This is a genomic window from Thioclava atlantica, from assembly GCF_000737065.1.
GTDB lineage: Bacteria > Pseudomonadota > Alphaproteobacteria > Rhodobacterales > Rhodobacteraceae > Thioclava > Thioclava atlantica.
The window spans coordinates 221,912-245,984 of the sequence record NZ_AQRC01000004.1 but is presented as its reverse complement, the minus strand read 5'-3'; the positions used below and the strand labels follow the sequence as shown (position 1 = coordinate 245,984).

Sequence of the window (24,073 nt, the reverse complement as noted above, 5' to 3'; positions counted from 1 at the left end):
GCGCCCGGTGGCCAGAGGTGGTGGCGTATCGGAGTGGCGGTCGGCTTGGGGGCTCTGCCGATCGCCTGTTCGGGGTGAGCGTTCGTTTTTAGGCGGGCGCGGCGCGTATGGCGCTTTTGCGCGGTCGCAGCCGACCGGTGTCATGGTTCAGCGGCATCGCGACAGTCCCGATCGGCGCCCGCTCCAAGTTGCCCCTTCTTCCAATCGCGAAGCATCTCGTGGCGTCGTCTGGGATAGAGTTCGCTCAAGACCCGCGCCTAGATGAGACGGTCTGTGCGGAAATGCCTGTAGGCGCCGCGGTTTTCGCACCATCCGACGAGGATTCGGCCATCGGTGAAGTAGCCGATGGCGAAGGGCCAGATGACTCGCTCGCTCTCTCGCCCGTCCCGATCGCGATACGTTATCGCCAGCTTGCGCTCATGGCGGATCGCGTCGCGCAGATCGGTCAGGTCTTCGTCTGCCGATGCTTTCGAGATCGGCGGCCCGACACGCAGCGGCACGGCGCCCGCGCCGTGCCGGGAGGTTTTGGGCAGCACGGCCTCGATCTTCGACAGGGCATCTGTCGAGGCGGCGGCAAGGGGCCGGTCGGCGAATGCGGAAACCCATCTCATGCCGAGCATGAGCGCTTCGATCTCCGCCTGCGACAGCATAAGCGGTGGAAGGAAGAAGCCGGGCCGCAACACATAGCCCACGCCCGGTTCGCCCTCGATGTCGGCCCCCATTCCCTGCAAGGCTGCGATGTCGCGGTAGAGGGTCCGGAGGCTGGTTCCCATTTCCACGGCCAACTCCCGACCGCTGACCGGGCGCCTGTGGCGACGGAGAACTTGCAGCAGGTCCATGAGGCGTTTCGTGCGCATAATGAAATCATACTGCCATTTTCTGGCAATATGTAGCGGTAGGCTCAGGCAACAAGCAAATGAGGTCTGTGATGCCCGCCCCCAATCTGATTCTTCTTTACGTCGACAACCCCGAGGTCAGCGCGACCTTTTACGAAACGCTGTTCGACCAAGCTCCGGCAAATGTCTTCCCGACCTATGCCGCCTTTGCATTCGAGAACGGCTTGAACGTCGGGCTTTGGTCTACAAAGTCGAAGGACTTCGTCTCCGGAGGATCGGGCCATCGCTCGGAGATGTCCTTCATGGTGCAGGATGACGATCAAGTTCGGGCCCTGCACGATAGATGGCGGGAGAAAGGGATCCCGATAGAGCAGGATCTGCATGAGGCCGTTTTCGGGCTGACATTCGTGGCGCTCGATCCCGACGGCCACCGCATCCGAGTTTGCACCCCTGACGAGTGATCTCGAATGCACGATGCTGGACCGGCCGACCCCTACCGAGCAGGCAGGACATGCCTGATAAATCTCGTGCCTTCGGGGAAGCGGTCGTTCGACCGTTGAGCAACCTCGCCCGAAGTTGGCTCAATCCACTCCCGATCCTCAGATATCCAACGAAAAAGGGCGCCCCGCGAGGCGCCCTTTCCCGTATCCGATATGCTGTTCGGGCTCAGAAGCCGAGGCCGGCATATTTGTTCTTGAACTTCGACACGCGACCGCCGGTGTCCATGAGGCGCGAGCTGCCGCCGTTCCACGCCGGGTGCGAGGTCGGGTCGATGTCGAGCGTCAGGGTTTCGCCCTCTTTGCCCCAGGTCGAGCGGGTCTGGTATTCGGTCCCGTCGGTCATCTTGACGGTGATCATGTGGTAGTCGGGATGGGTATCGGCTTTCATCGTCCCGCTCCTTACGCTTCGGCTTTGGGTTTGTAGGTGGTGTCTTCGGCGATACGAGCCGATTTGCCGCGGCGCGAGCGCAGGTAGTAGAGCTTCGCGCGACGGACGCGGCCACGGCGGACCACTTCGATCGAGTCGATGTTGGTCGAGTAGAGCGGGAACACACGCTCCACGCCTTCGCCGAAGGAGATCTTGCGGACGGTGAACGAGGCCGCGAGCGTGTCGCCGCCCTTGCGCGAGATGCAGACGCCTTCATACATCTGCACGCGCGAACGGGTGCCTTCGGTCACCTTGTAGCCGACGCGGATGGTGTCGCCGGCCTTGAAATCCGGAATGTCTTTGTTGAGATCGGCGATCTGTTCCGCCTCGAGCTGTGCGATCAGGTTCATCGCAACGTCCTTTCTTCTGCTCACGGTTTTTCCCGTGAAGGTTTCGCCGCCTCAGAGCTCCGCGTCTTCACCGGGTCCGGTCGCCTGAGTCAGGGTCGCGCCCGCGGGAGGGTTCAGGTCGTCTTTCGCTTTGGGGCCTTTCGCCATTGCCGGGGATCGAGGGGCCGAAGCAGGCGCCGCGTGGCAACGGAAAAAGAGTCCGAAGGCCGATTCCGGTCCGGACCCGCGCGTATTAAGGGGAAATGGGGTGTGGATCAAGGGGGAAGTGGGGGTGGGGCGATGGTGGCGACATTCGCGACATGCCGATGTTGCCGATGATCCGGTTCAACTTGGATCACCATTCTCCGCCCGTATTGCATCCAAAAACAAATGGTCCGCCCAGGAATTCTGAAACGCGATTTCGAAGTCCCGTCGTCTGGCGCGTTGTGTTCCGCCTTGGGTCGTGCGGGACATACTCCCTGCTGTATGAGCAAGAAAATCTGCGACACACAGACCTCGCATGAAGTCCTTCCCAGAGGCCTTGGCTTGAGTACATACAAATGTAGGGATGACCGTACCGTCTTTGCGGCTTAGGTGATAGCCACGGAAAAACGTTGCGTATTGCTTGTCTAGCCTTTCGCAGTGCTCAATCACAATAATCAACTGGCTAAAGTCACGACTAGATTTCTTGATCAGATTGAGGACCCTCTTGAACGTCTGTTGAACGAGAAGATTTATCAAGGAGACCTTTGGCTCGTTCTCGATGCCCCTCTTTGCAACAGTCGCAAAACGCCCGAAAGCGCCGTTGGCAAAGAAACCTTCCAGAGACGCAAACTGTTCGGGGCGCATCTGCTCCGGCCGAAGTTCAGCAGCATGAAGCGGAAGCATATGAGTGGGAAATGTTCGCTCGACCGTTCGCCACGGCGCATCGATAACTTTGTTGTAGTCGCCAGCGGCGCAAACACAGCCCGCCAAGCCGAAGAACGGTGCGTTTGGATCGCTCAAGTCCTCGTGACCAGTTTCATCGACGAAAACGAGAAGTGCGTCATCTCGAAATTCTGAATGAGTGCCATCGTGCTCCACGACAAACATCATGCTTCCCCGCGGTGTTTGATATACCTAGGTCAAAAAACTGTCGGGCGTTTGGCTGGTTCTCCACATACCATATCGTATATTGGTACGCCTTGCAGCGTTGAGTATTCCGGGCTCCTACCTGCCCTTACTCCCCCCGTTTCTCCCACAGATCCGGCCGCCGTTCCTGCGTCAGCTTCTCGCTCATCTCGCGGCGCCAGTCTTCGATCTTCTTGTGGTTGCCCGAGGTCAGAACTTCGGGGATCAAACGGCCCTCCCATTCGGCGGGGCGGGTGTATTGGGGATGCTCCAGAAGGCCGCTGGAATGGCTTTCCTCGACCGCGCTCTCGGCATTGCCAAGCACGCCGGGGATCAGCCGCACGGTGGCGTCGATCAGCACCTGGGCGGCCACTTCTCCCCCCGTCAGGACGAAATCGCCGATCGAGACCTCCTCGACGCCGAAATGCTCCAGCACGCGCTCGTCCACGCCCTCGAACCGCCCGCAAAGTAGCGTCATGCCGTCGGCCTCGGCAAAGCGGCGGGCCATCGCCTGCGTCAGCGGCTTGCCGCGCGGCGAGAGATACACCACCGGCCACCGGGCGCGATCATCGGGGGTGCCGATCGCGGCCTCGCTCAGCGCGGCGCCCACCACATCGGCGCGCAGCACCATGCCCGCGCCGCCGCCTGCGGGGGTGTCGTCCACGTTGCGATGCTTGCCGATGCCGAAGGGGCGCAGATCGATCGTCTCGAGCGCCCAGAGCCCCAGATCGCGCGCGCGGCCCAGTAGGCTGAGGCCGAGCGTTCCCGGGAAGGCCTCGGGAAACAGGGTCACGATCTTCACCGTCCACGCGCCCTTGAGACGCGGCGGCTCGTCCATCAGCGAGCGCGGCTTGCGCGAGGCGGAAATGCTCAGCCGGGCGTGGGATTTCGTCGCGAGATTGGGTTTGTCGTCGCTCATCTTGAAACCTGCTCTTCCTCGTCATCGTCCAGCCCTTGAGCCGAGCCGAAATGCGCGGCGATCAGCGCGTCCTTCGCCGCATGCAGCGCGTCGGGATCCAGATCGCTTCGGTTCAACTCGATCAGCTGCTCGGCGAGCGCAAGCCCCGGCCCCTGATTGGCGCGGGGCGGCGGGGTGAATTCGGCCAGCTTCGCAGGCGGCAGACGCAGAAAATCGACAAACGGCTGGGCCACTCCGAAAGGGGCGCCCGCGAGCGCGTCGATATCTTCGCTCACGATATGCAGATCCGGAAGTGCGGCGCGGATCCGGGCGAGCTGATCGTGCAAGCTGACTTTCGAGAGCCGGGCGCGGAAGGTCTCCAGATCGTCGGTAATCCGCACGTTGCGCCGCTTGCGTGCCTGATGCCCCCAGACACTGCGTACCCAGTCATCGTGCGCGCGGGTCGAGAAATAGACAGTCAAATCGCAGGGCCAGGCGATCGCCTCGAAAGCGGAGGTCAATGCGCGCACGACCGGCACCGCGATCGGGTAGGGCTCGTCGAGCGTGCCCAGCGGCATCTGTCCCAACAGGTTCTCGCTGCTCAGGATGAGATTGCGGTTGGGCGTGAGGTTCAGATCCCTGATGAAGGCACGCATGCTCGCGTGCAGATCGGACAGCGCCGCCTCGTCGCGCTCGAAGCGATACCAGAACACCTTGTTGGCGATCGGGCGGAGCCGGTAAGGCAGGGCGAGGGCACAGGTCGGCCAGATCCGTTCGCGGTTCTCGTGCAGGAAAGCCTGCGCGCTGCTCGTGGCGCATTTGTGAAAGCCAAGATGCAGCAGGATCCGCGTCATTGCATCTCCTCGGGTGGATCGGCGACGATGCGGCCCGCGGTCAGGTCCACCGTCGGCACGATCGCCTTGGTGAAGGGCAGAAGCAGCGCCTGCTTGCGGCCCGAGGCGAAGATCTCGAGAATGTCGCCCGCGCCGTGATTGTGCACCGCGCGCACGGTGCCGAGCTTCTCGCCGCCGGTATCGACCACCGTCAGCCCGATCAGGTCGGCATAGTAGAATTCGTCATCGGGCAGCGAAGGCAGCTTGTCGCGATCGGCCCAGAGGGTGGTGCCGCGCAGGGCATCGGCCTCTTCCTTGGTGTTCACGCCCGAGAGGCGCGCGCCCAGGCCGTTTTTCGTCGCGCGGGTCAGCGTGACGTCGAAGGCGCGCGAGCCGTCCTCGGTATAGAGCGGCGCATAGCCCGCGATATCCCCGGGTTCGGCGCAGAAGCTTTTCAGGCGCACCTCGCCCTGCACGCCGAAGGCTCCGGCGATCGCACCGACGCAGACACGGTCGGGTTGGGTCATGATGCGCTCCTGTCAGATCTGGGGCAGGGGCCGGACGCATGTCGCGCCCGGCCCGCCAGCCATCCGAAACGGCGAGAGGATTATTCCTCTGCCGCAGCCTCCTCGGCGGGGGCTTCAGCGGCTTCGGCAGCTTTCGCGGCCTTCTCTTCAGCGCGCTCCTGGGCTTTCTTGCCCGGGACGGCTTTCTTCATGTTCGCGCGGGTCTTCTTTTCGACTTCGCCGCTCGCTTCGAGGAAGCGCTGGATGCGGTCGGTCGGCTGGGCGCCCTGCTCGAGCCAGTATTTCACGCGCTCCATGTTCATTTTCACGCGCTCTTCGCTGTCTTTCGGCAGCAGCGGGTTGTAGGTGCCCAGCTTCTCGATGAAGCGGCCGTCACGCGGCATGCGCGAGTCGGAAGCCACGATCGAGTAGAAGGGACGCTTCTTGGAGCCCCCACGGGCGAGGCGGATTTTCATAGCCATGTCAGTATCTCCTTTGGATGGCTGGTGATGGGCCTTGGCGGCCCGTCATTTCTGGAATTGCTCGTGATGCCGGATCACTTCCGAAATCACGAAGTTGAGGAATTTCTTGGCGAATTCCGGATCGAGACCGGAATCCTCCGCGAGGCGTTCGAGCCGGGCGATCTGCCGTGCCTCCCGCGCGGGGTCAGACGGCGGCAGGTCGTGTTCGGCCTTGAGCTTGCCCACGGCCTTGGTCTGGGCGAAGCGCTCGGCCAGCGTCCAGATCAGAACGGCATCGAGCCGGTCGATGCTGTCGCGATGCTCCTTCAGGAGCGCGGCGGCACGGGTGGTTGCGTCGCTCATGCAGCGGCCTCCTTCGGTGCGGGATGACGCCAGACGACGATCGGCGGCTCGCCCGGGAAGGGCGCATCGGCGTCGGGACGGGCGCCCAGACGCTCCGCCAGCGCGGTCGAGCGGGTGTTGTTCGGGTCGATGTAGCTCACGGCGCTGGACCAGCCGAGATCGCGATAGGCATGGGCGATCGCGGCACGGGCAGCCTCGGCCACATAGCCCTTGCCCTCGGCCTCTTCCGACCAGACCGACCAGGCGATCTCCGCCTCGGGCCAGCTTTCCGGCATCCACGGGCCAACCGCCCCGAAGCCCTGATCCGAACCGCGCTCAGTCAGCACGAACATGCCCCAGCCGCGCAGAACCCAATGGCCGATGATCGCCGAGAAGGAGCGCCATGCGCTCTCCGCGCTAGGCTCCTTCACCGGTCGGAACCAGTGGCTGCGCTCAGACATGTAGAAGTCGCGCCATGCCTCCCAATCCCGCGCCTGCGGGGCGCGGAGCACGAGACGCTCGGTCTCGAGGATCGGCGTGGGGGAAAGAGAGATCATTGGACACACCGTTCCGGGTGGCGGTAGATCACACAGGGGTGGCCCTCGAGCGCGATCTCGCGTTCGGGCGTGGCGCCCATCCGTTCGGCCAGCTTGCGCGAGCGCATATTGCCCGGGGGGACCAATGAAATGACCGAGTGCATGTTCATCGCCTGTGCCGCGTGGCGGCGCGCGGCCATCGCGGCCTCATAGGCCAGGCCGCGCCCCTCGTAGCCTTCATAGACGACCCAGCCGAGATCGGGCGTGTCCCCTCCCCGGGTCAGGAAGCCCACGGTTCCCGCGATTGCGCCGCTATCGCGCATCTCGAGGGTCCAATAGCCGAACCCGTGCAGCAGCCATTCGCCGACCCGGCCTGAGAACTTGCGCCATGCCGCGGCACGCGACACCTCGGGCCCGTCATTGTGCGTCCGCTCGGTTTCGAGAAAGGCCAGATGCCGCTCGAAATCGGTCTCACGCGGTTCACGCAGGACGAGCCGTTCGGTCGTCAGGACCGGAATATCGACGCTCAGAACCGTCACTTCTTCTTCCCGAGCCCCGAAAGGCCCGGCGGCAGCGCGCCGCCCAGACCACCCAGGCCGCCCGGGGGCAGCTTGCCGCCCATCGCCTTTGCCGCGGCTTCCACTTCGGCGGGGTCCATGTTGGCGAGGTCCGGCATGCCGCCGCCCTTGCCGCCCATCATCTTCATCGCCTGTTTGAGCATGCCGCCCTTGCCCATCTTCGACAGCTTCTTCATCGAGTCGGCCATCTGGCGGTGCATCTTGAGCAGGCGGTTGAGCTCGGCCACATCGAGGCCCGCGCCCGCGGCGATCCGCTTCTTGCGGCTGGCCTGAAGGATCTGCGGATTGGCGCGCTCCTTCTTGGTCATCGAGTTGATGAGCGCGATCTGGTGGGCAATGGTCTTGTCGTTGAGACCGGCATCCTCGGCCTGCTTGGCATATTTCGACATGCCCGGCATCATGCCCATCACGCCCTGCATGCCGCCCATCTTGATCATCTGCTCGAGCTGGCCCTTCATGTCGTTCATGTTGAACAGGCCCTTCTGGAAGCGCTTGGCCATGCGCTCCGCCTGTTCCTTCTCCAGCGTCTCCTGCGCGCGCTCGACGAGGGCAACGATATCGCCCATGCCGAGGATGCGGCCGGCGATCCGCTCGGCCTCGAAGGTCTCGAGCGCGTCCATCTTCTCGCCGAGGCCAACGAAGCGGATCGGCTTGCCGGTGACCGCGCGCATCGAGAGCGCCGCACCGCCGCGGCCGTCGCCATCCATCCGGGTGAGCACGACACCCGAGACGCCGACCTTCTCGTCGAATTCGGTCGCGACGTTGACCGCGTCCTGACCGGTCAGACCATCGACGACCAGCAGCGTCTCGCGCGGGTTGGCGACATCGCGGACGGCCTGAACCTCGTCCATCAGCACTTCGTCGATATGCAGGCGGCCCGCGGTGTCGAGCATGTAGACGTCATAGCCGCCGAAGCTCGCCTGCTGCTTGGCGCGCTTGGCGATCTGAACCGCGTTCTCGCCCTTCACGATCGGCAGCGTGTCGACGCCGATCTGGGTGCCGAGGATCGCCAGCTGCTCCATCGCCGCGGGGCGGTTGGTGTCGAGCGAGGCCATCAGCACCCGCTTGCCCTCGCGGTCCTTGAGACGCTTGGCGAGTTTCGCGGTGGTGGTGGTCTTGCCCGAGCCCTGCAGACCGACCATGAGGATCGGCGCGGGCGGGTTGTCGATCTTGAGCGCATCGGCCGGGCCCTCGCCCGAGAGCATCGCGATCAGCTCGTCATGGACGATCTTCACGACCTGCTGGCCGGGCGTCACCGATTTGGTGACGGCGGCGCCGGTCGCCTTGGCCTCGACGGCTTTCATGAACTGGCGCGCGACCGGCAGCGAGACGTCGGCCTCGAGCAGGGCCACGCGCACTTCGCGCAGCGCGGTCTTCACGTCCTCCGCGGAGAGCGCACCTTGTTTGGTCAGCCGGTCGAAGACGCCGCCTAGGCGCTCGGAAAGACTTTCGAACATGGGCCTCCCTCCTATTCGTTGGGGCCGTGACAAAGACCAAGCGCACCAGTGGGCGCAACGCGCTGACTGGTGGCGATCCCGACCGAATGCCGGGACCGGAGGGATTGGTCCTCCGGGGAATCCGTGGGGATGTATGACAAAGGCCCCGCGGAGTCAACCACGGGGCCAGTCGGGAGGAAGGGAAGGAAGATCAGGCAGCGAGCTTGATGATCTGCTCTTCGGCCTTGGCGATCGCGGCGGCCTCGTCGAGGTTCACGCCCTCGGCGGCGACCACGGTCACGTCGGTGATGCCGATGAAGCCCAGAACCTGCTTGATATAGGGGGTCGCGAAGTCGAAGGCGGAGCCCGCGGGCACGCCGCCCGAGGCATAGGCGACGATCACGCGCTTGGGTCCGGCGAGGCCTTCAGGGCCGGCTTCCGAGTAGCGGAAGGTCTCGCCCACGCGGCAGATCTGGTCGATCCAGGCCTTGAGCGGGCCGGTCACGCCGAAATTGTAGACGCCGCAGCCGATGACGATCGTGTCGGCGGCCTTGAGTTCGGCGATGAGCTCGTCCGAGAGGGTCAGGAGTTGCTTCTGCTCGTCGCTGCGCTGGTCGGCCGGGGTATAGGCCGCACCGATCCACGCGCCGTCGATGGCGGGGATCCGGGTCGCGTCGCGCGACACCAGTTCGCCGCCGAGCTGGTCGACGATCTTGTTGGAGAGGCGGCGGGTGATCGAGGCTTCACCTTTGATGGAGCTGTCGATGCGGAGAATCTTGGTCATGGGGGAGGACTCCGAATATTTTGAACTTCGGCCGGGAGAATGGTCATTGCATTCGGGAACTCAACCGGCATGATCGAGCAGAACATGTTCATGGGCGCACATTATGGGTTTTGACAGTTGGGATGAAATCCGCACCGCTTACCACGTGGCGCGGATCGGGACGGTTTCGGGCGCGGCGGAGGTGCTCGGCGTTCACCATGCGACGGTGATCCGGCATGTGGACGCGCTCGAGGAGAAGCTCGGAACGAAGCTTTTCCAGCGACATCCGCGCGGTTACACGCCGACCGAGGCCGGGCAGCAGCTCCTCTCGGTGGGGCAGGCCACGGAGGATCAATTCAGCCAGCTCGCCGCCCGGATCGCGGGCGCGGGCGAAGAGGTCACCGGGGAGCTGATCCTGACCTCTCTGACGGCGGTCTCGGTGCTCGTGCTGCCCGCGATGGAGAAGCTTCTGGGCGATTTTCCCGGGCTGCGCCTGCGCTACCTGACGGATCAGCGCGTCTTCCGCCTCGAATATGGCGAGGCCCATGTCGCGATCCGCGCCGGCAACCGCCCGACCGAGCCCGACAATGTGGTCCAGCCGCTCGGCCGGATGCAGAACGCGATCTATGCGAGCCATGCCTATGTCGAGCGCTTCGGCATCCCGCGCAGCAAGGAAGAGCTGACCCAGCATCGCTTCGTCTCGATCGACAACCGCGACAGCCGCGCGCCCTTCTATCGCTGGATCCGCGACAACGTGCCCGACGAGCAGGTCGTGTTCCGCGCCAACGAGCATGAATCCCTCGTCGATGCGATCAAGGCGGGGCTCGGTCTCGGTTTCCTCGCCGTGCCGATGGGGCGGGCCGATCCCACGCTCGAGGAGGTCGTGAAACCCTACGAGACCTGGGACACGAACCTGTGGCTCGTCACCCATGTGGACCTTCACCGCACCCCGAAGGTCCAGGCGGCGGTGAAGGCGATCCGCGAGCAGGTGCGCCGCTCGGAAGGGCTGGTCGCGCCCTAACGGGCCGCGGGCCGGGCGGAGCGCTGAGCGGGGCGCGGGTTGTTCGAGGCCAGAAGCGGCGCGGGCGGACCGAAGACCGTGACCGGCATCGGATCGCTCTTGACCCGGCGCGCCTTGTTGAGCGCCTTCGGCCCGAAGCGGTCGCGCAACCACGCCAGCAGGAACTGCGCCGCGAGCCCGAACGCGATGAGCGCGCTGTCCTGGATCAGGCCGCCCGGATGGACCTCCTTGATCGCCTGTCCCGCCATCGCGAGCACCGTGCCGAGCGCGAAGACCGGCAGTGAATGACGGCCGAGCATCCGGATCGGCTCGAGCGCGCGCAGACGGGCGACGGCCGGAACGAGGCCCGGAAGCGACAGCAGGTAGGCCAGCGCCAGAAGGTGCAGCAGGCGGGGAGCGGACACGAAGGTCTTGTCGAAACCCGCGATGAAGAAGGGCACGCCCCATTGGCGCAGCTGCCAGGTGCCGTGGCCGAAGGTCTTCATCATCCAGTCGGAATGGATCCAGATGAAGCTCAGGATCAGCCATCCGGCCGCGAGCGCGGTGATCCAGCCGCGGACCGGGACGAAGCGGCGGCGCTCGCGCAGCGCGAGCCCGGTCAGGATGCCGAAGCTGAAGACGAGTTGCCAGGCGAGCGGGTTGAAGAACCAGCCGCCCTCCATCGGGTAATTCGGCAGGTTGAGGCGCATCAGCCCCGTCAGCGCCCAAAGGCCAAGCGCGGTGGCGAGCAGCGCCACGGGACTGCGCTGGCCGATCCGGATCAGCGCCGGTGCCATGATCAGGAGCGCCATATACATCGGCAGGATGTTCACGTAACCGAGCTGATGCCCGAGCGTCGCGATCCCGATCAGGAAGCCGAACGGGTCGCTCTGCAGCGTCTTGAAGGCGTTCTTCGTGAGAAGCTCATAGGCGTCCCAGTAATGCACCGCCGTCGCGACGATGGCGATCGCCCAGACCGCGGTCAGGATATGCACGAGATAGAGCAGCCAGGCCCGGCCCCAGAGCCGCGAGATGCCCTCCCAGTTCAGACCGCGCGCAAGCCCCGGCCCGTAGGCCAGCGCCGCCGCAAGGCCGGACATGAAGACGAAGCCCTCTGCCGCGTCCGAGAACCCGAGATTGCGCGAGGTGAAGTTCTCGTAGAGGTTTCCGGGGATATGATCGACGAAGATCATGATCAGCGCAAGGCCGCGGAACAGGTCGATCCGCAGGTCGCGAGAAACGGTCTTGGGGGCGGTATCAGGCATGGGCGGGGCTCCGGCCCATCGCGGCCGGGGGGGCGGGCTGCGGGGGCTCGATGGCGGGGAAGGCGTTTTCCCAGCGGGTGAAGATCTGGTCGTGAAGCGCCACGACGGCGGGGCGCTCGAGCTCGCTCGGAACCTGCATGAGGTCCGAGCGGGACGGCTGCGAGGACCACGAGATCAGCCAGGGCGCGGCGATCATCGGCAGGCCGACCGGCAGCAGCCAGAGCAGCAGGCCCGGGGCGAAGAGATAGGTCAGGGCGAGACCGGAGAGTCCGGTCGCGACGATCCACCACGAGGCGGCGAAGCCTTCGCTCGCGCTCATCCGGCCGTCGCCGCGGTTGTTCGTGGGCCAGCCGCCATCGCGCCCCAGCAGCACCTGGAACACCGAGCGCGTCGCGAAGGCGAGCAGCACCGGCGCGGTGAGCGAGGAGAAGGCGAGCTCGGCCAGCGTCGAGGCGAAGCCCATCGCCGCCCCTCCGAAGCCGCGCGCCTCGCCCTGCAGGGCCGCGCGCGCCGCGATCAGGAGTTTCGGCACCAGAAGGAGGCCGAAGATGCCGATCGCGAGGCCGATCGCCTTCGAGGCCTCGGAAGGCGGGAAATAGGGGAAGGGCCAGTAGGGCTCGGGGAAGTAATCCGGCGGCGGCACGAAAAGCGGCGCGCTGATCGAGGCGGCGAGGAAGCCAAGCCAGAAGAGCGGCGCGATATAGGCCATGATACCCTGCGCGAAGACGAAGCGCGACCAGCCCTTGAGCCCCGGTGCGCCGATGATCCGGGCATGTTGCAGGTTGCCCTGGCACCAGCGGCGGTCGCGCTTGGCGTGATCGACCATGTTCTCGGGGCCTTCCTCGAAGGAGCCGCCCAGATCGTCGTCGAGCCGCACGGTCCAGCCCTTGCGGGCCAGGAGCGCCGCTTCGACATAGTCGTGGCTCATGACATGGCCGCCGAAGGGGGGCTCGCCGCGCAGGGCGGGCAGGCCGCAGCTCTCGGCGAAGGCGCGGGTGCGCACGATGGCGTTGTGGCCCCAGAACGGCCCGGTTTCGCCCTGCATCATCGCAAGACCCCGTGCGAAGACCGGCGAGAAGAACGAGGCGGAGAATTGCATCGCGCGGGCAAAGCGGGAGCGCGCGCGGATCACCTTGGGTAGCGTCTGCAGCAGACCGAGGCGCGGCTCGGCCTCGATCCGGCGGATCATCTGCAGGATCGTCTCGCCTTCCATCAGGCTGTCGGCATCGAGGATCAGCGCATAGTCATACGCCGCGCCCGAACGGGTGATGAAATCCTCGATATTGCCCGCCTTCTTGCCCACGTTGTTGATGCGGCGACGATAGAAGAAGCGCCCCACACCGTTCCGCTCCTCGACCAGATGGGCGAAAATGCGGGTCTCCCGTGCGGCGATTTCCTCGTTGCGGCTGTCGGACAGGATCGCGAAATGGATCTCGGCCGGGTCGCGGGTGGCGGCAAGCGAGGCATCCATCGCGGCCACGCGCGAGAACGTCGCGACCGGGTCCTCGTTATAGACCGGCACGAGCACGGCGGTGCGGCCCCGGATCGGTGCCTCAGGGTCGAGGCGAGGAGGCTCGGGTCGCGAGGTCAGACCGATCAGCGCCTGCGCCGCACCCCAGGCGAGCCAGAGCGTCGAGATTAGGATCAGGACGGCACGCAGGATATCGACGACCTGCAGGCCGTCGGTCTGGCCGAACTGGAGAAACAGCACGAAAGCCCCGATACCGGCCAGCGCCGAGAGACCCAACGCGAGCGCGCGCAGGGCGACCAGCATTGCGCCCCGGGGACGCGACAGCGCGGACATGTCAGGCGCCTTCGCGCGCCGCCGGGCCCGCACGGCGGGTCAGGAACCGGACGAGGCGCCCGAGCATTGAAAGGTCGGGTTCGATTTGCTGGCGCGGCATCGCCATCGGAGCGGAAGGCAGCGCGCAGGGACCCGCGATCAGCGCCTCGGGAGAGGAGGCGCGTGCGGGGCGGACTTGCTCGGACATCGCGGGGACGGCGGGCAGGTCGAAGTGAGACATCATGATTTGTTCCACTGATAGAGCCAGGTTTCGGAAAGCTTCCGCCCAAAACCCGCTAGATGCGCAGTGAGTTCCACAGGCGCGTCGCCATCGGCGGAAACATCCAGCACGAGCCGCCAGACTCCGTCCTGCTCGACCTTCGAAAGCGTCTGGGTGACGATCTTTCCCTTGGTCGCATGGGTGATCGCCTCGATCTCGTCGACGGCCGAGTTGGGCAGGCGCGAAATCTCTCCACCCTTGAAATCAATGACGAATTTCCGGGTGCCTTTGGTGTTCTCGACGCCGGATACGCCGCCGGTCCCGGCCCGCGTATCCGCGACATAGGCCCGCGAGGCCGTCGGATCGGGGGGCAGGTCGCCCCATTCGAGGCGATAGGCGAATTCCAGCGCATCGCCCGCCTTGGCCGGAGCCTCGGGGACCCAGAAGGCCACGATGTTGTCGTTGACCTCGAGCTTCGAGGGGATCTCGACAAGCCGCACCGTGCCCTTGCCCCAGTCGCCGCGCGGGGTCACGCGGACCGAGGGGCGGCGCTCGTAGCGGGCCGAGGCGTCCTGATAATGGTCGAAGTCGCGGTCGCGCTGATATAGGCCGAAGCTCTTGGGTGCGTTCTCCGCGAAATAGGAGGAGGCAAGCTGGCGCGGGTTGTGCAGCGGCCGCCAGAGCCGTTCGCCATCGGCCTGCTCGATCGCGAGCCCGTCGCTGTCATGGACGCGCGGGCGGTAATCGTCGAACTGGTCGCGGTTGCGCGGCCCGTAAAGGAACATCGAGGTCAGCGGCGCGACGCCGAGCTGCTGGATGTCGTTGCGGATGAAGAGCCGCGCGGTGACGTCGACCGAGGTGGCCTCGCCCGGCGTGACGACGAAACGATAGGCGCCGGTGAGCGAGGCCGAATTCATCGCCGCGTAGAGGGTGATGGTGTTCGCACCGGGTTTCGGGGCCTCGATCCAGAACCGCGTGAAGCGCGGGAACTCCTCGGCCACCGACAGCCCGGTATTCACCGCGAGGCCGCGTGCCGAAAGCCCATAGGCCGAGCCGCGCCCGAGCGCGCGGAAATAGGACGCGCCCTGAAAGGCGATCAGTTCGTCCATGACGTCCGGGCGGTTGATCGGGCTGTGCAACCGGAAACCGGCGACGCCCGGCAGGGGGACATGCGCGGGCACGATGTCGCGCGCCTCGCGTTCGTAGATGAAATCGTCGGTCGAGAACTCCATCGGGCTCGATTGCCCGTCGGCGAGCGTGAAAAGCTGCACCGGCTCCTTGAAGAGCCAGCCGAGATGGAAGGCCTGGAGTTCGAAACGGGTGTTCTTGATGCCGGCGAACCGGGACTTTTCGGGATCGAAGCGGATCAGCCGATAGGTGTCGTAGGTCAGTTCGTCGAGAAATTTCGCCTCGCTCGTCGCGGGCGCAACCGGCTCGCCCTTGGCGACGGCGCGCATTTCCTCGGCCAGCTGGTCGAAGGAGAAAGGAGCTTGCTGCGGTGCGGCATCCGACGCGGCTGCTGCGGGCTGGGTCTCCTGCGCGAAGCCCGCCCCGGACCAGAGCCCGGCTGCAGCGAGGCACCCCATGGCGGAGCCTGCGCGCAGAAGCTGGCGGCGGTTCGGACGGAACGACGAGGACGGTCGGGATTGGTGCATCTGTTTTCCTGCGATAACAGTCGCTTCGTGCCCCAAGATAGGCGCGGATCGGAACTTGCATAGCCACAGGGTCTCGGAACTTGCAAGCTTTCTCGCAATGTGGGGCAGGGCGAGAGGGGTGAGCTATGCGAATTTCGCATGTCCTTGCCCATCCATGCACAAAAAAGCGCGAAAACCCGCCGATCCGAGGGTCCGGGCGGCGCGGGATGCTGCGGTTGCGAAGGGCGGCGAATGGCGGTGCGGCACGCCGCGAGACCCGCGAGCCTGACGAAAGGACACCGATTCTGCCCATTATTCTACCTCACGGAACTTGACAGGCAGGGTCCCCTTGCTCAGGTAGAGAACAGCTTGCGCGGGGGGGAGCATGCGCGCGCATATTTCCACCCCAAGGCCCGCCCAAGAACGGACCGGAGTGAAAATGTCGCCTGCCCTGATCGCCGCCTTGCCTTTCCTTGGCGCAGCCCTGCCGTCAATCCTCATCCGCACTGGCCGAAACAATGCCGCCGCCGTATCGGCGCTGATCACGGGGCTCGCGCTGCTGGGGCTCCTGCTGAACCTGCCCACGGTGCTGGCTGGCGGCGTGGTCGAGACCAGGATCGACTGGCTGCCCTGGCTGGGCCTGAACGTGAATTTCTGGATCGACGGGCTGGGGATGCTGTTCGCGACGCTGATCCTCGGGATCGGGCTCCTGATCATTCTCTATGCGCGCTACTACCTGTCGAACCGGGATCCGGTCGGCCAGTTCTATACCTACCTGTTGCTGTTCCAGGGCGCGATGGTCGGGATCGTGCTGTCGGACAACATCCTGCTCTTGCTGATCTTCTGGGAGCTGACCTCTCTGTCGTCCTTCCTGCTCATCGGCTACTGGAAGCACCTGCCCGAAGGCCGTCAGGGCGCGCGCATGGCGCTGACCGTGACCGGGATGGGCGGGCTTTCGATGATCGCGGGGATGCTGATCCTCGGACATATCGCGGGCAGCTACGACATCTCCGAGATCCTCAAGCACAAGGACGCGATTCAGGCGAGCCCGCTCTATCTGCCCGCGCTTTTGCTGATCCTGGGGGGCGCCTTCACCAAATCCGCGCAATTCCCGTTCCATTTCTGGCTGCCGCACGCGATGTCCGCGCCCACGCCCGTTTCGGCCTATCTGCATTCGGCGACGATGGTGAAGGCGGGCCTGTTCTTGATGGCGCGGATGTGGCCCGTGCTCTCGGGGACGCCGGAATGGTTCTACATCGTCGCCTCGGTCGGCTTGATCACGATGCTGCTCGCGGCGCTGATCGCGATCTTCAAGCACGACATGAAGGCGCTCCTGGCCTTCTCGACCGTCTCGCATCTGGGGCTGATCACCTTCATGCTGGGGCTCGGGACCGAGGCGGGCGCGCTGGCTGCGGTGTTCCACATCATCAACCACGCGACCTTCAAGGCGGCGCTTTTCATGTCGGCGGGCATCGTCGATCACGAGGCGGGGACGCGCGACCTCACCCGCGTCTCGGGCTTGCGCAAGCTGATGCCGATCACCTTCGCGATCGCGACGATCGCGGCGCTTTCGATGGCGGGCATTCCGCTGTTCAACGGGTTCCTCTCGAAGGAGATGATGCTCGAGGCGGCGTTCCATACGAGTTGGCTGCACAACGAGTGGTTGGTGCCCGCCCTTGCCACGCTGGCGGCGCTGTTCTCGGCGACCTACGCGTTCCGCTTCATCAGCCACGCCTTCTTCGGCCCGGTCTCCACCGATCTGCCGAAGACGCCGCATGATCCGAAATTCGGCATGTGGCTGAGCCCGGCCTTTCTGGCAGTGCTGGTGGTCGCGATCGGGCTTTTCCCGATGGTCATCGCCGGTCCCTATGTGCAGATGGCGACGAATGCGGTGGTGGGCGGCGGCTATCACATGCACGAGCTCAAGATCTGGCACGGGGTGACGCCCGCGCTCTTCATGTCGATCATCGCGGTCGTGGGAGGTCTCGCCTTCCTCGCCGCCCACGCGCCCTTCCAGAAGATCTGGGATGCGATGCCGCGCCCCGAGGCGAAAGTGATGTTCGACTGGGTGATCGCGCGGGCGCAGGCGCTTTCGGACTGGGTCACGCAGGGGCTGCATAACGGCTCGATGGCGCGGTATCTGATGCTCTTCACCGTGGCCTCGGTCGGGGCGGGGCTCTATGCCTTCTCGACCGGGATGATCGGCGCGCCGACCCGCGAGCTCACGCCGGTCAACGGCGCCGCGATCGTCGCCTGGATCCTCGTGCTTTCGGCGACGCTGTGCATCGTGGCCTTCCATCACAATCGTATCCTCGCGCTGGTGATGATCGGGATCGTGGGCCTGACGGTGTCGATCTCCTTCATCTACCTCTCGGCCCCCGATCTCGCGCTGACGCAGATCTCGGTCGAGGTGGTGACGACGGTGCTGATGCTGCTCGCGCTGAACTTCCTGCCCAAGGTCACGCAGATCGAGTCGAGCCGCTTCAAGATCAGTTTCGACGTGGCGCTCTCCGTGTTCGCGGGCGCGGCGGTGACGGGGCTGATTTACGCGCTCCTGACGCGCGATTTCGCCTTCCCGACGATGTCGGGTTACATGCTCGACAACAGCTACAATCTCGCGGGCGGCGACAATGTGGTGAACGTGATCCTCGTCGACTTCCGGGGCTACGATACCTATGGCGAGGTCACGGTGCTGGGCATCGCCGCGCTGGTGATCTTCGCGCTGACCGAGGCGCTGCTGCAAGGCGCCTCGTCGCGCAAGCTGATCGCCTGGCGGCCCGACGTCGCGCGCGGCGGGGACAAGCACCCGCTGATGCTGCTGGTCGTGACGCGGGTGATGATGCCGATCGCGCTGGTCGTGGGGCTTTACATCTTCCTGCGCGGCCACAACCAGCCGGGCGGGGGCTTCATCGCCGGGCTCGTGGTCGCGATCGCGCTGGTGACGCAATACATGGCCTCGGGCTTCGCCTGGACCCAGGCGCGCCAGAAGGTCTATTACCACGTGCTGATCGCCGCGGGCGTGCTGGTGGCGGGGATCACCGGGGCAGGGGCTCTCTTCAACGACATGCCCTTCCTGACCTCCGATTTCGGCTATGTGAAGCTGCCGGGGCTCGACAAGTTCGAACTGGCGACCGCAGCGGGCTTCGATCTCGGCGTGTTCCTCGGCGTGGTCGGGTCGGTGATGCTGGCGCTGGGCGGGTTGAGCCGCCTTGCCCGCCGTGCCGCGATGGGCGAGCAGGAGGGCGAGAACGGCCCGCATATCGCCGCCGAGAAACCCGAGGCGCGGGTGCTTGCGCCGCTCGCGGCGGGGCCCTACCCGCCCGAGGCCAAGGTCCCCCGGCGCTGGTGGAAGACCGCGCGCGCCGCGAAGGAGGCCACGCAGGCCGAGATTGCCGCGATCCATGAGAACAAGAAGAACCACGGGGGCGATCACTGATGGAAGTGCTTGTCGCATCGGCCATCGGCGTGCTGACCGCCGCCGGCATCTACATGATCCTGCGCCTGCGCACCTTCCCGGTCGTGGTGGGGATGTCGCTTCTGTCCTACGCGGTGAACGTGTTCCTCTTCGCGACGGGGCGGCTGGTGGTGAACCAGCCCCCGATCCTGCGCGACGGCGTCACCTCCTACACCGATCCGATCCCGCAGGCCCTGGTGCTGACCGCGATCGTGATCTCCTTCGGGATGACGGCGGTCGTGGTCATGCTCGCGCTCGGCGCCTTCATCGAGGCGAGCAATGACCGGATCGACCTCGAGACCGAGGAGGACGGACGATGATGGAGCACTGGATCATCGCGCCGGTCGTCCTGCCGGCGATGCTCGCGCCTCTGATCGTGTTGTGGATGCGCTACGATCTGGTGACGCAACGCGTGGCCTCGATCATCGGCATGTCCGCGCTGCTGATCCTCGCGATCGCGCTCGCGGTCTCGGCCACCATGCACCCGCCCGAGGTCTATCGCCTCGGCGACTGGGACCCGCCCTACGGGATCGTGCTCGTGCTCGACCGGCTCTCGGCGATGATGCTGGTGCTCAACGCGCTCCTCGGGCTGGTGATCGTCCTTTACGGGATCGGGTCGGGCTGGGACCGGCGCGGCTGGCATTTCCATTCGCTGATGCAGTTCCAGATGATGGGGCTCAACGGGGCTTTCCTGACGGGCGATGCGTTCAACCTCTTCGTCTTCTTCGAGGTGCTGCTGATCGCCTCTTACGGCTTGATGATCCATAGCGGCGGGCGCGCGCGGCTGAAATCGGGGGTGCAATACGTCGTCTACAACCTCGCGGGCTCGACGCTGTTCCTTTTTGCGCTCGGCACGATCTATTCGGTGACCGGCACGCTCAACATGGCCGATCTCGCGGTGAAAGTGGCCCAGATGCCGCCCGATCAGACCGCGCTGATCAAGGTCGGCGCGGCGCTCCTGATGCTGGTCTTCGCGGTCAAGGCGGCGCTGGTGCCGTTCCAGTTCTGGCTGCCCGCGACCTACACGAACGCCCCCGGACCGGTGGCCGCGCTGTTTGCGATCATGACCAAGGTCGGCGTCTATGCAATCGTCCGGGTCTATACGCTGGTCTTCCCGATCACCGGGACGACGGGCACGCTCGCCCATGACATCCTGCTTCCGGCGGCCGGCGTGACGCTGGTGATCGGGATGGTCGGGATCCTGGGCGCGCGCGACATGGGGAGGGCCGTCGCCTATTCGGTGATCGGTTCGGTCGGGACCATGATGCTGGCTTTCGCGCAATTCACCCAGGGCGCCACCTCGGCGGGGCTCTATTACATGATCCATTCGACGCTGGTGGCGGCGGTGCTGTTCCTGATCGCCGATCTGGTGCGCGAGCGGCGCGGCCGCTGGGGGCTGTCGCTCACCGATGCGCCGAAGATCGCCAATCACGGGCTGATCGCCGCGATGTTCTTCATGGGCGCGATCGCGATGGCGGGGATGCCGCCGCTTTCGGGCTTCCTCGGCAAGCTGATGATCCTCGATGCGACGCGGGGGCAATGGTGGCTCTGGGGGGCGGTGCTGATCACCTCGCTCGTCGCGATCATCGGCTTCGCCCGCGCCGGCAGCCAAGTGTTCTGGCGCGCCTATGCGGTCGAGGTCGAGGAGGGCGAGGGGCCGGAACCGGCGAAGGATGCCTCCGCCCCCGCGCTTGCCTTCACCGCGACGGGGCTGCTTCTCGCCGGTCTCGTCGGGTTGACGGTCCTTGCCGGGCCGGTGAGCAACTGGGTGCAAGGCACCGCGGCGCAGCTCTTCACGCCGCGGCAATATATCGACGCCGTGCTGGCGGGCGCCGAGGCGCGTGCGCAGGAGGCCGCCCGGATCGGTGCGCAGGAGCATGGCCATATGAACGTGATCGAAGACATGCGCGACGAGGGCGCGGCGACCGGGCATGACGCCCCGGCCGCGCATTGAGGGGAGGCCGAGAGATGATCCGCAAGTTCCTGCCCCACCCCTATCTCACGCTGACCCTGATCCTGGTCTGGCTGCTGCTGGCCAATGCCTACACGCTCAACTCGCTGGTCTTCGCGGTGCTGGTGGGGCTGGTGATCCCCTGGGTCACCGCACCCTACTGGCCCGCGCGCCCGCGGATCGCGAACCCGCTGAAGATCATCGAATATGTCGGCGTGGTGATCTGGGACATCATCGTGGCCAATATCACCGTGGCCCGGATCGTGCTGTTCATGCCGAACCGGGATCTGCACCCGGCCTGGGTCGTCGTGCCGCTCGATCTGGTCACGCCCGAGGCGATCACCGTGCTGGCCGGAACGATCACCATGACGCCCGGAACGCTGACCGCCGAACTGGCCGCCGACGGGCATTCGCTGCTGGTACACTGCCTGCACGCCCCCGATGCCGATGCGGTGCGCGACGAGATCAAGACCCGTTACGAAGCCCGCCTGAAGGAGATTTTCGAATGATCACCTATGCCCTGATCTTCGCCATCGCCTGCTATTCGGCGGCGCTGATCTTCAACCTCTACCGCGTCATCAAGTCGCCCGGCGTGACCGACAGGGTGCTTGCGCTCGACACGATGGCGGTGAACGCGATCGCGATGATCGTGCTCTTCGGCATCTGGGAGGGCACGGCGCTCTTCTTCGAGGCCTCGGTGCTCTACGCGATGACAGGGTTCGTCGCGACCGTGGCCTTCGCCAAATTCATCCTGCGCGGCGACATCATCGAGTGAGGCGATCATGGAACTTCTCTGGGATATCGTGATTTCCGCGCTGCTGGTAATCGGCGGGATCTTTGGTTTCGTCGGCAGCCTCGGGCTGGTGAAACTGCCCGATCCGATGACGCGACTGCATGCGCCGACCAAATCGGCGACGCTGGGGGTGGGGGCCATCCTGATCGCCTCGATGCTGTGGTTCGCGACCAAGCAGGGCCATATCACCCTGCACGAGCTGATGGTGACGGTCTTCATCTTCCTCACCGCGCCGATCACCGCGCATTTCATCTCCAAGGCCAATATCTTTCGCGATTGGCCCGCCGAGACGCTTCCCGAACCCGCGGGCGAGGGCGAATGGGCGGTCCATCAGGCCGATGCGGATACGTCCGAGGGCGAATTGGCAGTGAAGAAGGAAACCGAGGCCGCGCGCGAAGAGGACTGACGCGGCGAAACGCTTTGCGCCTGCGCGGACCCGTGGCACGCTCTCTCCCGGAGGACGTTTCGGGGAGGAATGCGATGCGGTTGCGGTTGATGCTGTCTCATCTGTCGATCTGGGTGATGATCGCGGTCGTTCTGGCGGCTGTGGTCCATACGGCGCAGGGGCCGGTCTGGCTCTGGGCGGTGGCGCTTCTGGGGATCCCGGCGCAGATGCTCAACGAATACGGGCTGCACCGCTACATCTTCCACATGGCGCCGCCGAAGCGGCAATGGGCGTTCAACTGGCTCTACCGGGTCCATTACGGGCATCACGAATTCCCGACCTGCTGGCCGCTGCTCTTCGCTCCGCTTTCGGTGATCGTGCCGGTTCTGGTCGGCAATACGCTTCTGCTCTGGGCGATCCTGTCGTTCTTCGGTCTGACCCATGCCTTCGACATCGCGGTCGCGGTCGTCCCGCTCGGCGGCGCGGGGACCTTCCTCGGCTATGAATGGTTCCACACCACCGCCCATGTGAATGTGAAGAAGGGCTGGGTCGAGCGCCGGGTGTCGACGCTCCACAACCAGCACCATTTCCGGGATTTCTCGAAATGGTTCCACGTCACTGCGGGCGGCGAAGTGATCGACCGGATGATGGGCACCGCGATCTCGCGCGATCAACTCAAGAGCCAGAGCCGGGTCGAGTTCATCCGCACGCTGGGCCTGCGCCCCGACGACCCCCGCCTGATCGCGGCGCGCGAGAAATTCGCGCCCCGCTTCGGAATCACCGATCAGGAGGTCGCGCGCGCGGCGATCGTCGGAGGGGGCGCTGCCCCCGCGCGCTGACGCGCGTCCCCCGGGATATTTCCGGCATCTGGAAGGGACGCGCCCTCTCCTGCTTCCAAATGCGTGAAATATCCCGGGGGAGAGGGCGCCAGCCCGAGGGGGCAGAGCCCCCTGTCAGAGGTTGTCCGTCACGCGGAAGCCGTCGGGGATCGCGTCTCGCTGCTCCAGTACCAGATCGACCATGACCTGCGCGACTTTCGGGGCCATGCCGAAGCCGATCTTGAAGCCCCCATTGGCGATGAAATGGCCCTCCCGCCCGGGCCAGGGGCCCAGCATCGGCGCACGGGATTTCGCACGGGGGCGCAGGCCGGCCCAGCGGTCGATCACCGGGGCAGCAGCGAGGGGCGGACAAAGGCTGCGGGCCTTGTCGATCAGCGCCTCGAGCCGGGCATCGGTGGTGTCGGGCGCGTCGAAGTCGCGTTCCGAGGTCGAACCGATCGCGACGGTGCCGTCGGAATGGGGAATGATATGCAGGCTCTCGGCATAGATCTGCGGGACGTCGCCCGCGTCGAATTTCAGCAGCGCCGATTGCCCCTTCACGCCATTGCCGACGGGTTTGCCGAGGGCGGCTGCGAGATCCGCGAGGCCGGGGGCGCCGGTGGCGTGGATCACCGGGCCGATTTCCTCCGCTTCGCCGATCACGATCTCGGCGCCCATCGCTTCCAGCGCGGCGACGAGCGCGGCGTCGGCGGCGCGCGGATTGGCGCGGGCCGAGAGCGTGTCGTGGATCACCAGGCCGGTGGGCGAGGGCGGCGCGAAGGGGCCGAATTCGGCGACCGGCGCGATGCGCCATTGCGCGAAGCCCTGCCAGAGCGCGGCGGCGCCCTCCGCGCGGTCCCTGGCGCGGGCGATCTGCGCCTCGTCGGCGAGCGGCTGGATCCGGCCGAACCGCGCATAGCCCGGATCGCCACCACCGGTCCCGGCCACGCCCGCCCAGAAACCTTCGGCCATCTGCAGGCTTTCGAACTGGAACTGCTTCTTCGGGTTCCATTGCTCGGGCACATGGGGAGCCAGCGCACCGACATGCCCGCCCGAGCTGCCCGCGCCGATGCGGATCCGTTCGATCAGCCGGATCCTCGCGCCGCGCCGCGCCGCCTCATAGGCGATCGCGAGGCCGAAGATGCCGCCGCCGCGCACTGTCAGATCGGGTCTGCCACTTGTCATTCGCCGCGTCCTGTTCCAAGGCTTGGCCGG

Annotated in this window: 27 protein-coding genes; 9 read left to right on the top strand and 18 right to left on the bottom strand. The window is 65.5% G+C overall.

Annotated elements, in window-relative coordinates:
- Positions 1-257: 257 nt before the first annotated feature.
- Positions 258-839, bottom strand: coding sequence for a helix-turn-helix transcriptional regulator (locus DW2_RS07235; RefSeq protein WP_202900099.1), 582 nt, complete (start codon positions 837-839; stop codon positions 258-260).
- 89 nt (positions 840-928) lie between these two features.
- On the opposite strand from DW2_RS07235, the gene DW2_RS07230 reads away from it, so the two are divergent.
- Positions 929-1,297, top strand: coding sequence for a VOC family protein (locus tag DW2_RS07230; RefSeq protein ID WP_038144971.1), 369 nt, complete (start codon positions 929-931; stop codon positions 1,295-1,297).
- 205 nt (positions 1,298-1,502) lie between these two features.
- Here DW2_RS07230 and rpmE read toward each other — a convergent pair whose 3' ends face one another.
- The 12 genes from rpmE to DW2_RS07170 all read right to left on the bottom strand — a co-directional run bounded on the left by rpmE (position 1,503) and on the right by DW2_RS07170 (position 9,576).
- Positions 1,503-1,724 (bottom strand): 50S ribosomal protein L31, encoded by a 222-nt coding sequence (gene rpmE, locus DW2_RS07225; RefSeq protein WP_038144970.1) that lies wholly within the window; start codon positions 1,722-1,724, stop codon positions 1,503-1,505.
- An 11-nt stretch (positions 1,725-1,735) separates the two neighbouring features.
- Entirely contained in the window at positions 1,736-2,113 is a 378-nt protein-coding gene (gene rplS, locus DW2_RS07220; RefSeq protein ID WP_038144969.1) for a 50S ribosomal protein L19, read from the bottom strand.
- 324 nt (positions 2,114-2,437) lie between these two features.
- The gene (locus tag DW2_RS07215; RefSeq protein WP_156102911.1) at positions 2,438-3,187 is read right to left on the bottom strand and encodes a DUF3800 domain-containing protein; all 750 of its coding nucleotides are present in this window, start codon (positions 3,185-3,187) and stop codon (positions 2,438-2,440) included.
- Positions 3,188-3,311: 124 nt separating this feature from the next.
- Complete coding sequence (gene trmD, locus DW2_RS07210) at positions 3,312-4,121, bottom strand: tRNA (guanosine(37)-N1)-methyltransferase TrmD (RefSeq protein ID WP_038144966.1); 810 nt, start codon at positions 4,119-4,121, stop codon at positions 3,312-3,314.
- Entirely contained in the window at positions 4,118-4,954 is an 837-nt protein-coding gene (locus DW2_RS07205; RefSeq protein ID WP_038144962.1) for a hypothetical protein, read from the bottom strand. The genes trmD and DW2_RS07205 overlap by 4 nt, the downstream gene beginning before the upstream one ends.
- Positions 4,951-5,460, bottom strand: a complete 510-nt coding sequence (gene rimM, locus DW2_RS07200; protein ID WP_038144960.1) for a ribosome maturation factor RimM — start codon at positions 5,458-5,460, stop codon at positions 4,951-4,953. Before rimM ends, DW2_RS07205 begins: the two co-directional genes overlap by 4 nt.
- An 80-nt stretch (positions 5,461-5,540) precedes the next feature.
- A complete protein-coding gene (gene rpsP / locus DW2_RS07195) occupies positions 5,541-5,921 on the bottom strand; it encodes a 30S ribosomal protein S16 (protein WP_038144958.1) in 381 nt (126 codons plus the stop codon).
- Between the two features lie 45 nt (positions 5,922-5,966).
- A complete protein-coding gene (locus tag DW2_RS07190; protein ID WP_038144956.1) occupies positions 5,967-6,263 on the bottom strand; it encodes a chorismate mutase in 297 nt (98 codons plus the stop codon).
- The gene (locus DW2_RS07185; protein ID WP_038144953.1) at positions 6,260-6,799 is read right to left on the bottom strand and encodes a GNAT family N-acetyltransferase; all 540 of its coding nucleotides are present in this window, start codon (positions 6,797-6,799) and stop codon (positions 6,260-6,262) included. The genes DW2_RS07190 and DW2_RS07185 overlap by 4 nt, the downstream gene beginning before the upstream one ends.
- A complete protein-coding gene (locus DW2_RS07180) occupies positions 6,796-7,317 on the bottom strand; it encodes a GNAT family N-acetyltransferase (RefSeq protein WP_038144950.1) in 522 nt (173 codons plus the stop codon). The genes DW2_RS07185 and DW2_RS07180 overlap by 4 nt, the downstream gene beginning before the upstream one ends.
- Positions 7,314-8,813: a signal recognition particle protein gene (gene ffh, locus DW2_RS07175; RefSeq protein WP_038144947.1), complete on the bottom strand. Its 1,500-nt coding sequence runs from the start codon at positions 8,811-8,813 to the stop codon at positions 7,314-7,316. The genes DW2_RS07180 and ffh overlap by 4 nt, the downstream gene beginning before the upstream one ends.
- Positions 8,814-9,003: 190 nt before the next feature.
- Positions 9,004-9,576 carry an FMN-dependent NADH-azoreductase gene (locus DW2_RS07170; protein WP_038144944.1) on the bottom strand — a complete coding sequence of 191 codons (573 nt, stop codon included), beginning with the start codon at positions 9,574-9,576 and terminating at the stop codon, positions 9,004-9,006.
- A gap of 103 nt (positions 9,577-9,679) precedes the next feature.
- Between DW2_RS07170 and DW2_RS07165 the strand changes: the two genes are divergently transcribed.
- Positions 9,680-10,576 carry a LysR family transcriptional regulator gene (locus DW2_RS07165; RefSeq protein ID WP_038144941.1) on the top strand — a complete coding sequence of 299 codons (897 nt, stop codon included), beginning with the start codon at positions 9,680-9,682 and terminating at the stop codon, positions 10,574-10,576.
- Here the strand turns inward: DW2_RS07165 and DW2_RS07160 are convergent.
- The 4 genes from DW2_RS07160 to DW2_RS07145 are packed head-to-tail and all read right to left on the bottom strand — an operon-like array spanning position 10,573 to position 15,478.
- Positions 10,573-11,820: an OpgC family protein gene (locus DW2_RS07160; RefSeq protein WP_051855596.1), complete on the bottom strand. Its 1,248-nt coding sequence runs from the start codon at positions 11,818-11,820 to the stop codon at positions 10,573-10,575. The two genes, DW2_RS07165 and DW2_RS07160, sit on opposite strands and share 4 nt — an antisense overlap.
- Positions 11,813-13,624 carry a glucans biosynthesis glucosyltransferase MdoH gene (gene mdoH / locus DW2_RS07155; protein ID WP_051855593.1) on the bottom strand — a complete coding sequence of 604 codons (1,812 nt, stop codon included), beginning with the start codon at positions 13,622-13,624 and terminating at the stop codon, positions 11,813-11,815. Before mdoH ends, DW2_RS07160 begins: the two co-directional genes overlap by 8 nt.
- Before the next feature lies 1 nt (position 13,625).
- The gene (locus tag DW2_RS07150; RefSeq protein ID WP_038144940.1) at positions 13,626-13,847 is read right to left on the bottom strand and encodes a hypothetical protein; all 222 of its coding nucleotides are present in this window, start codon (positions 13,845-13,847) and stop codon (positions 13,626-13,628) included.
- Positions 13,844-15,478 (bottom strand): OpgD/OpgG family glucan biosynthesis protein, encoded by a 1,635-nt coding sequence (locus DW2_RS07145; protein WP_051855590.1) that lies wholly within the window; start codon positions 15,476-15,478, stop codon positions 13,844-13,846. Before DW2_RS07145 ends, DW2_RS07150 begins: the two co-directional genes overlap by 4 nt.
- Before the next feature lie 418 nt (positions 15,479-15,896).
- Here DW2_RS07145 and DW2_RS07140 point away from each other — a divergent pair, with 418 nt between their 5' ends.
- From DW2_RS07140 to DW2_RS07110, 7 genes are all read left to right on the top strand, one after another.
- Entirely contained in the window at positions 15,897-18,893 is a 2,997-nt protein-coding gene (locus tag DW2_RS07140; RefSeq protein ID WP_081874894.1) for a monovalent cation/H+ antiporter subunit A, read from the top strand.
- Positions 18,893-19,231, top strand: a complete 339-nt coding sequence (locus DW2_RS07135) for a Na+/H+ antiporter subunit C (RefSeq protein ID WP_038144939.1) — start codon at positions 18,893-18,895, stop codon at positions 19,229-19,231. Before DW2_RS07140 ends, DW2_RS07135 begins: the two co-directional genes overlap by 1 nt.
- Positions 19,231-20,865 (top strand): monovalent cation/H+ antiporter subunit D, encoded by a 1,635-nt coding sequence (locus DW2_RS07130; RefSeq protein ID WP_081874899.1) that lies wholly within the window; start codon positions 19,231-19,233, stop codon positions 20,863-20,865. Before DW2_RS07135 ends, DW2_RS07130 begins: the two co-directional genes overlap by 1 nt.
- A gap of 14 nt (positions 20,866-20,879) precedes the next feature.
- The gene (locus DW2_RS07125) at positions 20,880-21,371 is read left to right on the top strand and encodes a Na+/H+ antiporter subunit E (protein WP_038144938.1); all 492 of its coding nucleotides are present in this window, start codon (positions 20,880-20,882) and stop codon (positions 21,369-21,371) included.
- Positions 21,368-21,637, top strand: coding sequence for a K+/H+ antiporter subunit F (locus DW2_RS07120; RefSeq protein ID WP_038144937.1), 270 nt, complete (start codon positions 21,368-21,370; stop codon positions 21,635-21,637). The genes DW2_RS07125 and DW2_RS07120 overlap by 4 nt, the downstream gene beginning before the upstream one ends.
- Before the next feature lie 7 nt (positions 21,638-21,644).
- Positions 21,645-22,061, top strand: coding sequence for a Na+/H+ antiporter subunit G (locus DW2_RS07115; RefSeq protein WP_051855588.1), 417 nt, complete (start codon positions 21,645-21,647; stop codon positions 22,059-22,061).
- A 74-nt stretch (positions 22,062-22,135) separates the two neighbouring features.
- Complete coding sequence (locus DW2_RS07110; RefSeq protein ID WP_038144936.1) at positions 22,136-22,879, top strand: sterol desaturase family protein; 744 nt, start codon at positions 22,136-22,138, stop codon at positions 22,877-22,879.
- 114 nt (positions 22,880-22,993) lie between these two features.
- Here the strand turns inward: DW2_RS07110 and DW2_RS07105 are convergent, their stop codons facing one another.
- The gene (locus DW2_RS07105) at positions 22,994-24,043 is read right to left on the bottom strand and encodes an NAD(P)/FAD-dependent oxidoreductase (RefSeq protein WP_038144933.1); all 1,050 of its coding nucleotides are present in this window, start codon (positions 24,041-24,043) and stop codon (positions 22,994-22,996) included.
- Positions 24,044-24,073 lie beyond the last annotated feature (30 nt).

Excerpts from the sequence above, each read along its gene's own strand:
- rplS (WP_038144969.1), bottom strand. The coding sequence starts at position 2,113 with ATGAACCTGATCGCACAGCTCGAGGCGGAACAGATCGCCGATCTCAAC.
- DW2_RS07165 (WP_038144941.1), top strand. The coding sequence starts at position 9,680 with ATGGGTTTTGACAGTTGGGATGAAATCCGCACCGCTTACCACGTGGCG.
- DW2_RS07230 (WP_038144971.1), top strand. The coding sequence starts at position 929 with ATGCCCGCCCCCAATCTGATTCTTCTTTACGTCGACAACCCCGAGGTC.
- DW2_RS07185 (WP_038144953.1), bottom strand. The coding sequence starts at position 6,799 with ATGATCTCTCTTTCCCCCACGCCGATCCTCGAGACCGAGCGTCTCGTG.
- DW2_RS07215 (WP_156102911.1), bottom strand. The coding sequence starts at position 3,187 with ATGATGTTTGTCGTGGAGCACGATGGCACTCATTCAGAATTTCGAGAT.
- DW2_RS07235 (WP_202900099.1), bottom strand. The coding sequence starts at position 839 with ATGGACCTGCTGCAAGTTCTCCGTCGCCACAGGCGCCCGGTCAGCGGT.
- DW2_RS07135 (WP_038144939.1), top strand. The coding sequence starts at position 18,893 with ATGGAAGTGCTTGTCGCATCGGCCATCGGCGTGCTGACCGCCGCCGGC.
- trmD (WP_038144966.1), bottom strand. The coding sequence starts at position 4,121 with ATGAGCGACGACAAACCCAATCTCGCGACGAAATCCCACGCCCGGCTG.
- rpmE (WP_038144970.1), bottom strand. The coding sequence starts at position 1,724 with ATGAAAGCCGATACCCATCCCGACTACCACATGATCACCGTCAAGATG.
- DW2_RS07130 (WP_081874899.1), top strand. The coding sequence starts at position 19,231 with ATGGAGCACTGGATCATCGCGCCGGTCGTCCTGCCGGCGATGCTCGCG.
- rpsP (WP_038144958.1), bottom strand. The coding sequence starts at position 5,921 with ATGGCTATGAAAATCCGCCTCGCCCGTGGGGGCTCCAAGAAGCGTCCC.
- rimM (WP_038144960.1), bottom strand. The coding sequence starts at position 5,460 with ATGACCCAACCCGACCGTGTCTGCGTCGGTGCGATCGCCGGAGCCTTC.
- DW2_RS07150 (WP_038144940.1), bottom strand. The coding sequence starts at position 13,847 with ATGATGTCTCACTTCGACCTGCCCGCCGTCCCCGCGATGTCCGAGCAA.
- DW2_RS07125 (WP_038144938.1), top strand. The coding sequence starts at position 20,880 with ATGATCCGCAAGTTCCTGCCCCACCCCTATCTCACGCTGACCCTGATC.
- DW2_RS07120 (WP_038144937.1), top strand. The coding sequence starts at position 21,368 with ATGATCACCTATGCCCTGATCTTCGCCATCGCCTGCTATTCGGCGGCG.
- DW2_RS07110 (WP_038144936.1), top strand. The coding sequence starts at position 22,136 with ATGCGGTTGCGGTTGATGCTGTCTCATCTGTCGATCTGGGTGATGATC.
- ffh (WP_038144947.1), bottom strand. The coding sequence starts at position 8,813 with ATGTTCGAAAGTCTTTCCGAGCGCCTAGGCGGCGTCTTCGACCGGCTG.
- DW2_RS07145 (WP_051855590.1), bottom strand. The coding sequence starts at position 15,478 with ATGCACCAATCCCGACCGTCCTCGTCGTTCCGTCCGAACCGCCGCCAG.
- mdoH (WP_051855593.1), bottom strand. The coding sequence starts at position 13,624 with ATGTCCGCGCTGTCGCGTCCCCGGGGCGCAATGCTGGTCGCCCTGCGC.
- DW2_RS07160 (WP_051855596.1), bottom strand. The coding sequence starts at position 11,820 with ATGCCTGATACCGCCCCCAAGACCGTTTCTCGCGACCTGCGGATCGAC.
- DW2_RS07190 (WP_038144956.1), bottom strand. The coding sequence starts at position 6,263 with ATGAGCGACGCAACCACCCGTGCCGCCGCGCTCCTGAAGGAGCATCGC.
- DW2_RS07105 (WP_038144933.1), bottom strand. The coding sequence starts at position 24,043 with ATGACAAGTGGCAGACCCGATCTGACAGTGCGCGGCGGCGGCATCTTC.
- DW2_RS07140 (WP_081874894.1), top strand. The coding sequence starts at position 15,897 with ATGTCGCCTGCCCTGATCGCCGCCTTGCCTTTCCTTGGCGCAGCCCTG.
- DW2_RS07115 (WP_051855588.1), top strand. The coding sequence starts at position 21,645 with ATGGAACTTCTCTGGGATATCGTGATTTCCGCGCTGCTGGTAATCGGC.
- DW2_RS07205 (WP_038144962.1), bottom strand. The coding sequence starts at position 4,954 with ATGACGCGGATCCTGCTGCATCTTGGCTTTCACAAATGCGCCACGAGC.
- DW2_RS07170 (WP_038144944.1), bottom strand. The coding sequence starts at position 9,576 with ATGACCAAGATTCTCCGCATCGACAGCTCCATCAAAGGTGAAGCCTCG.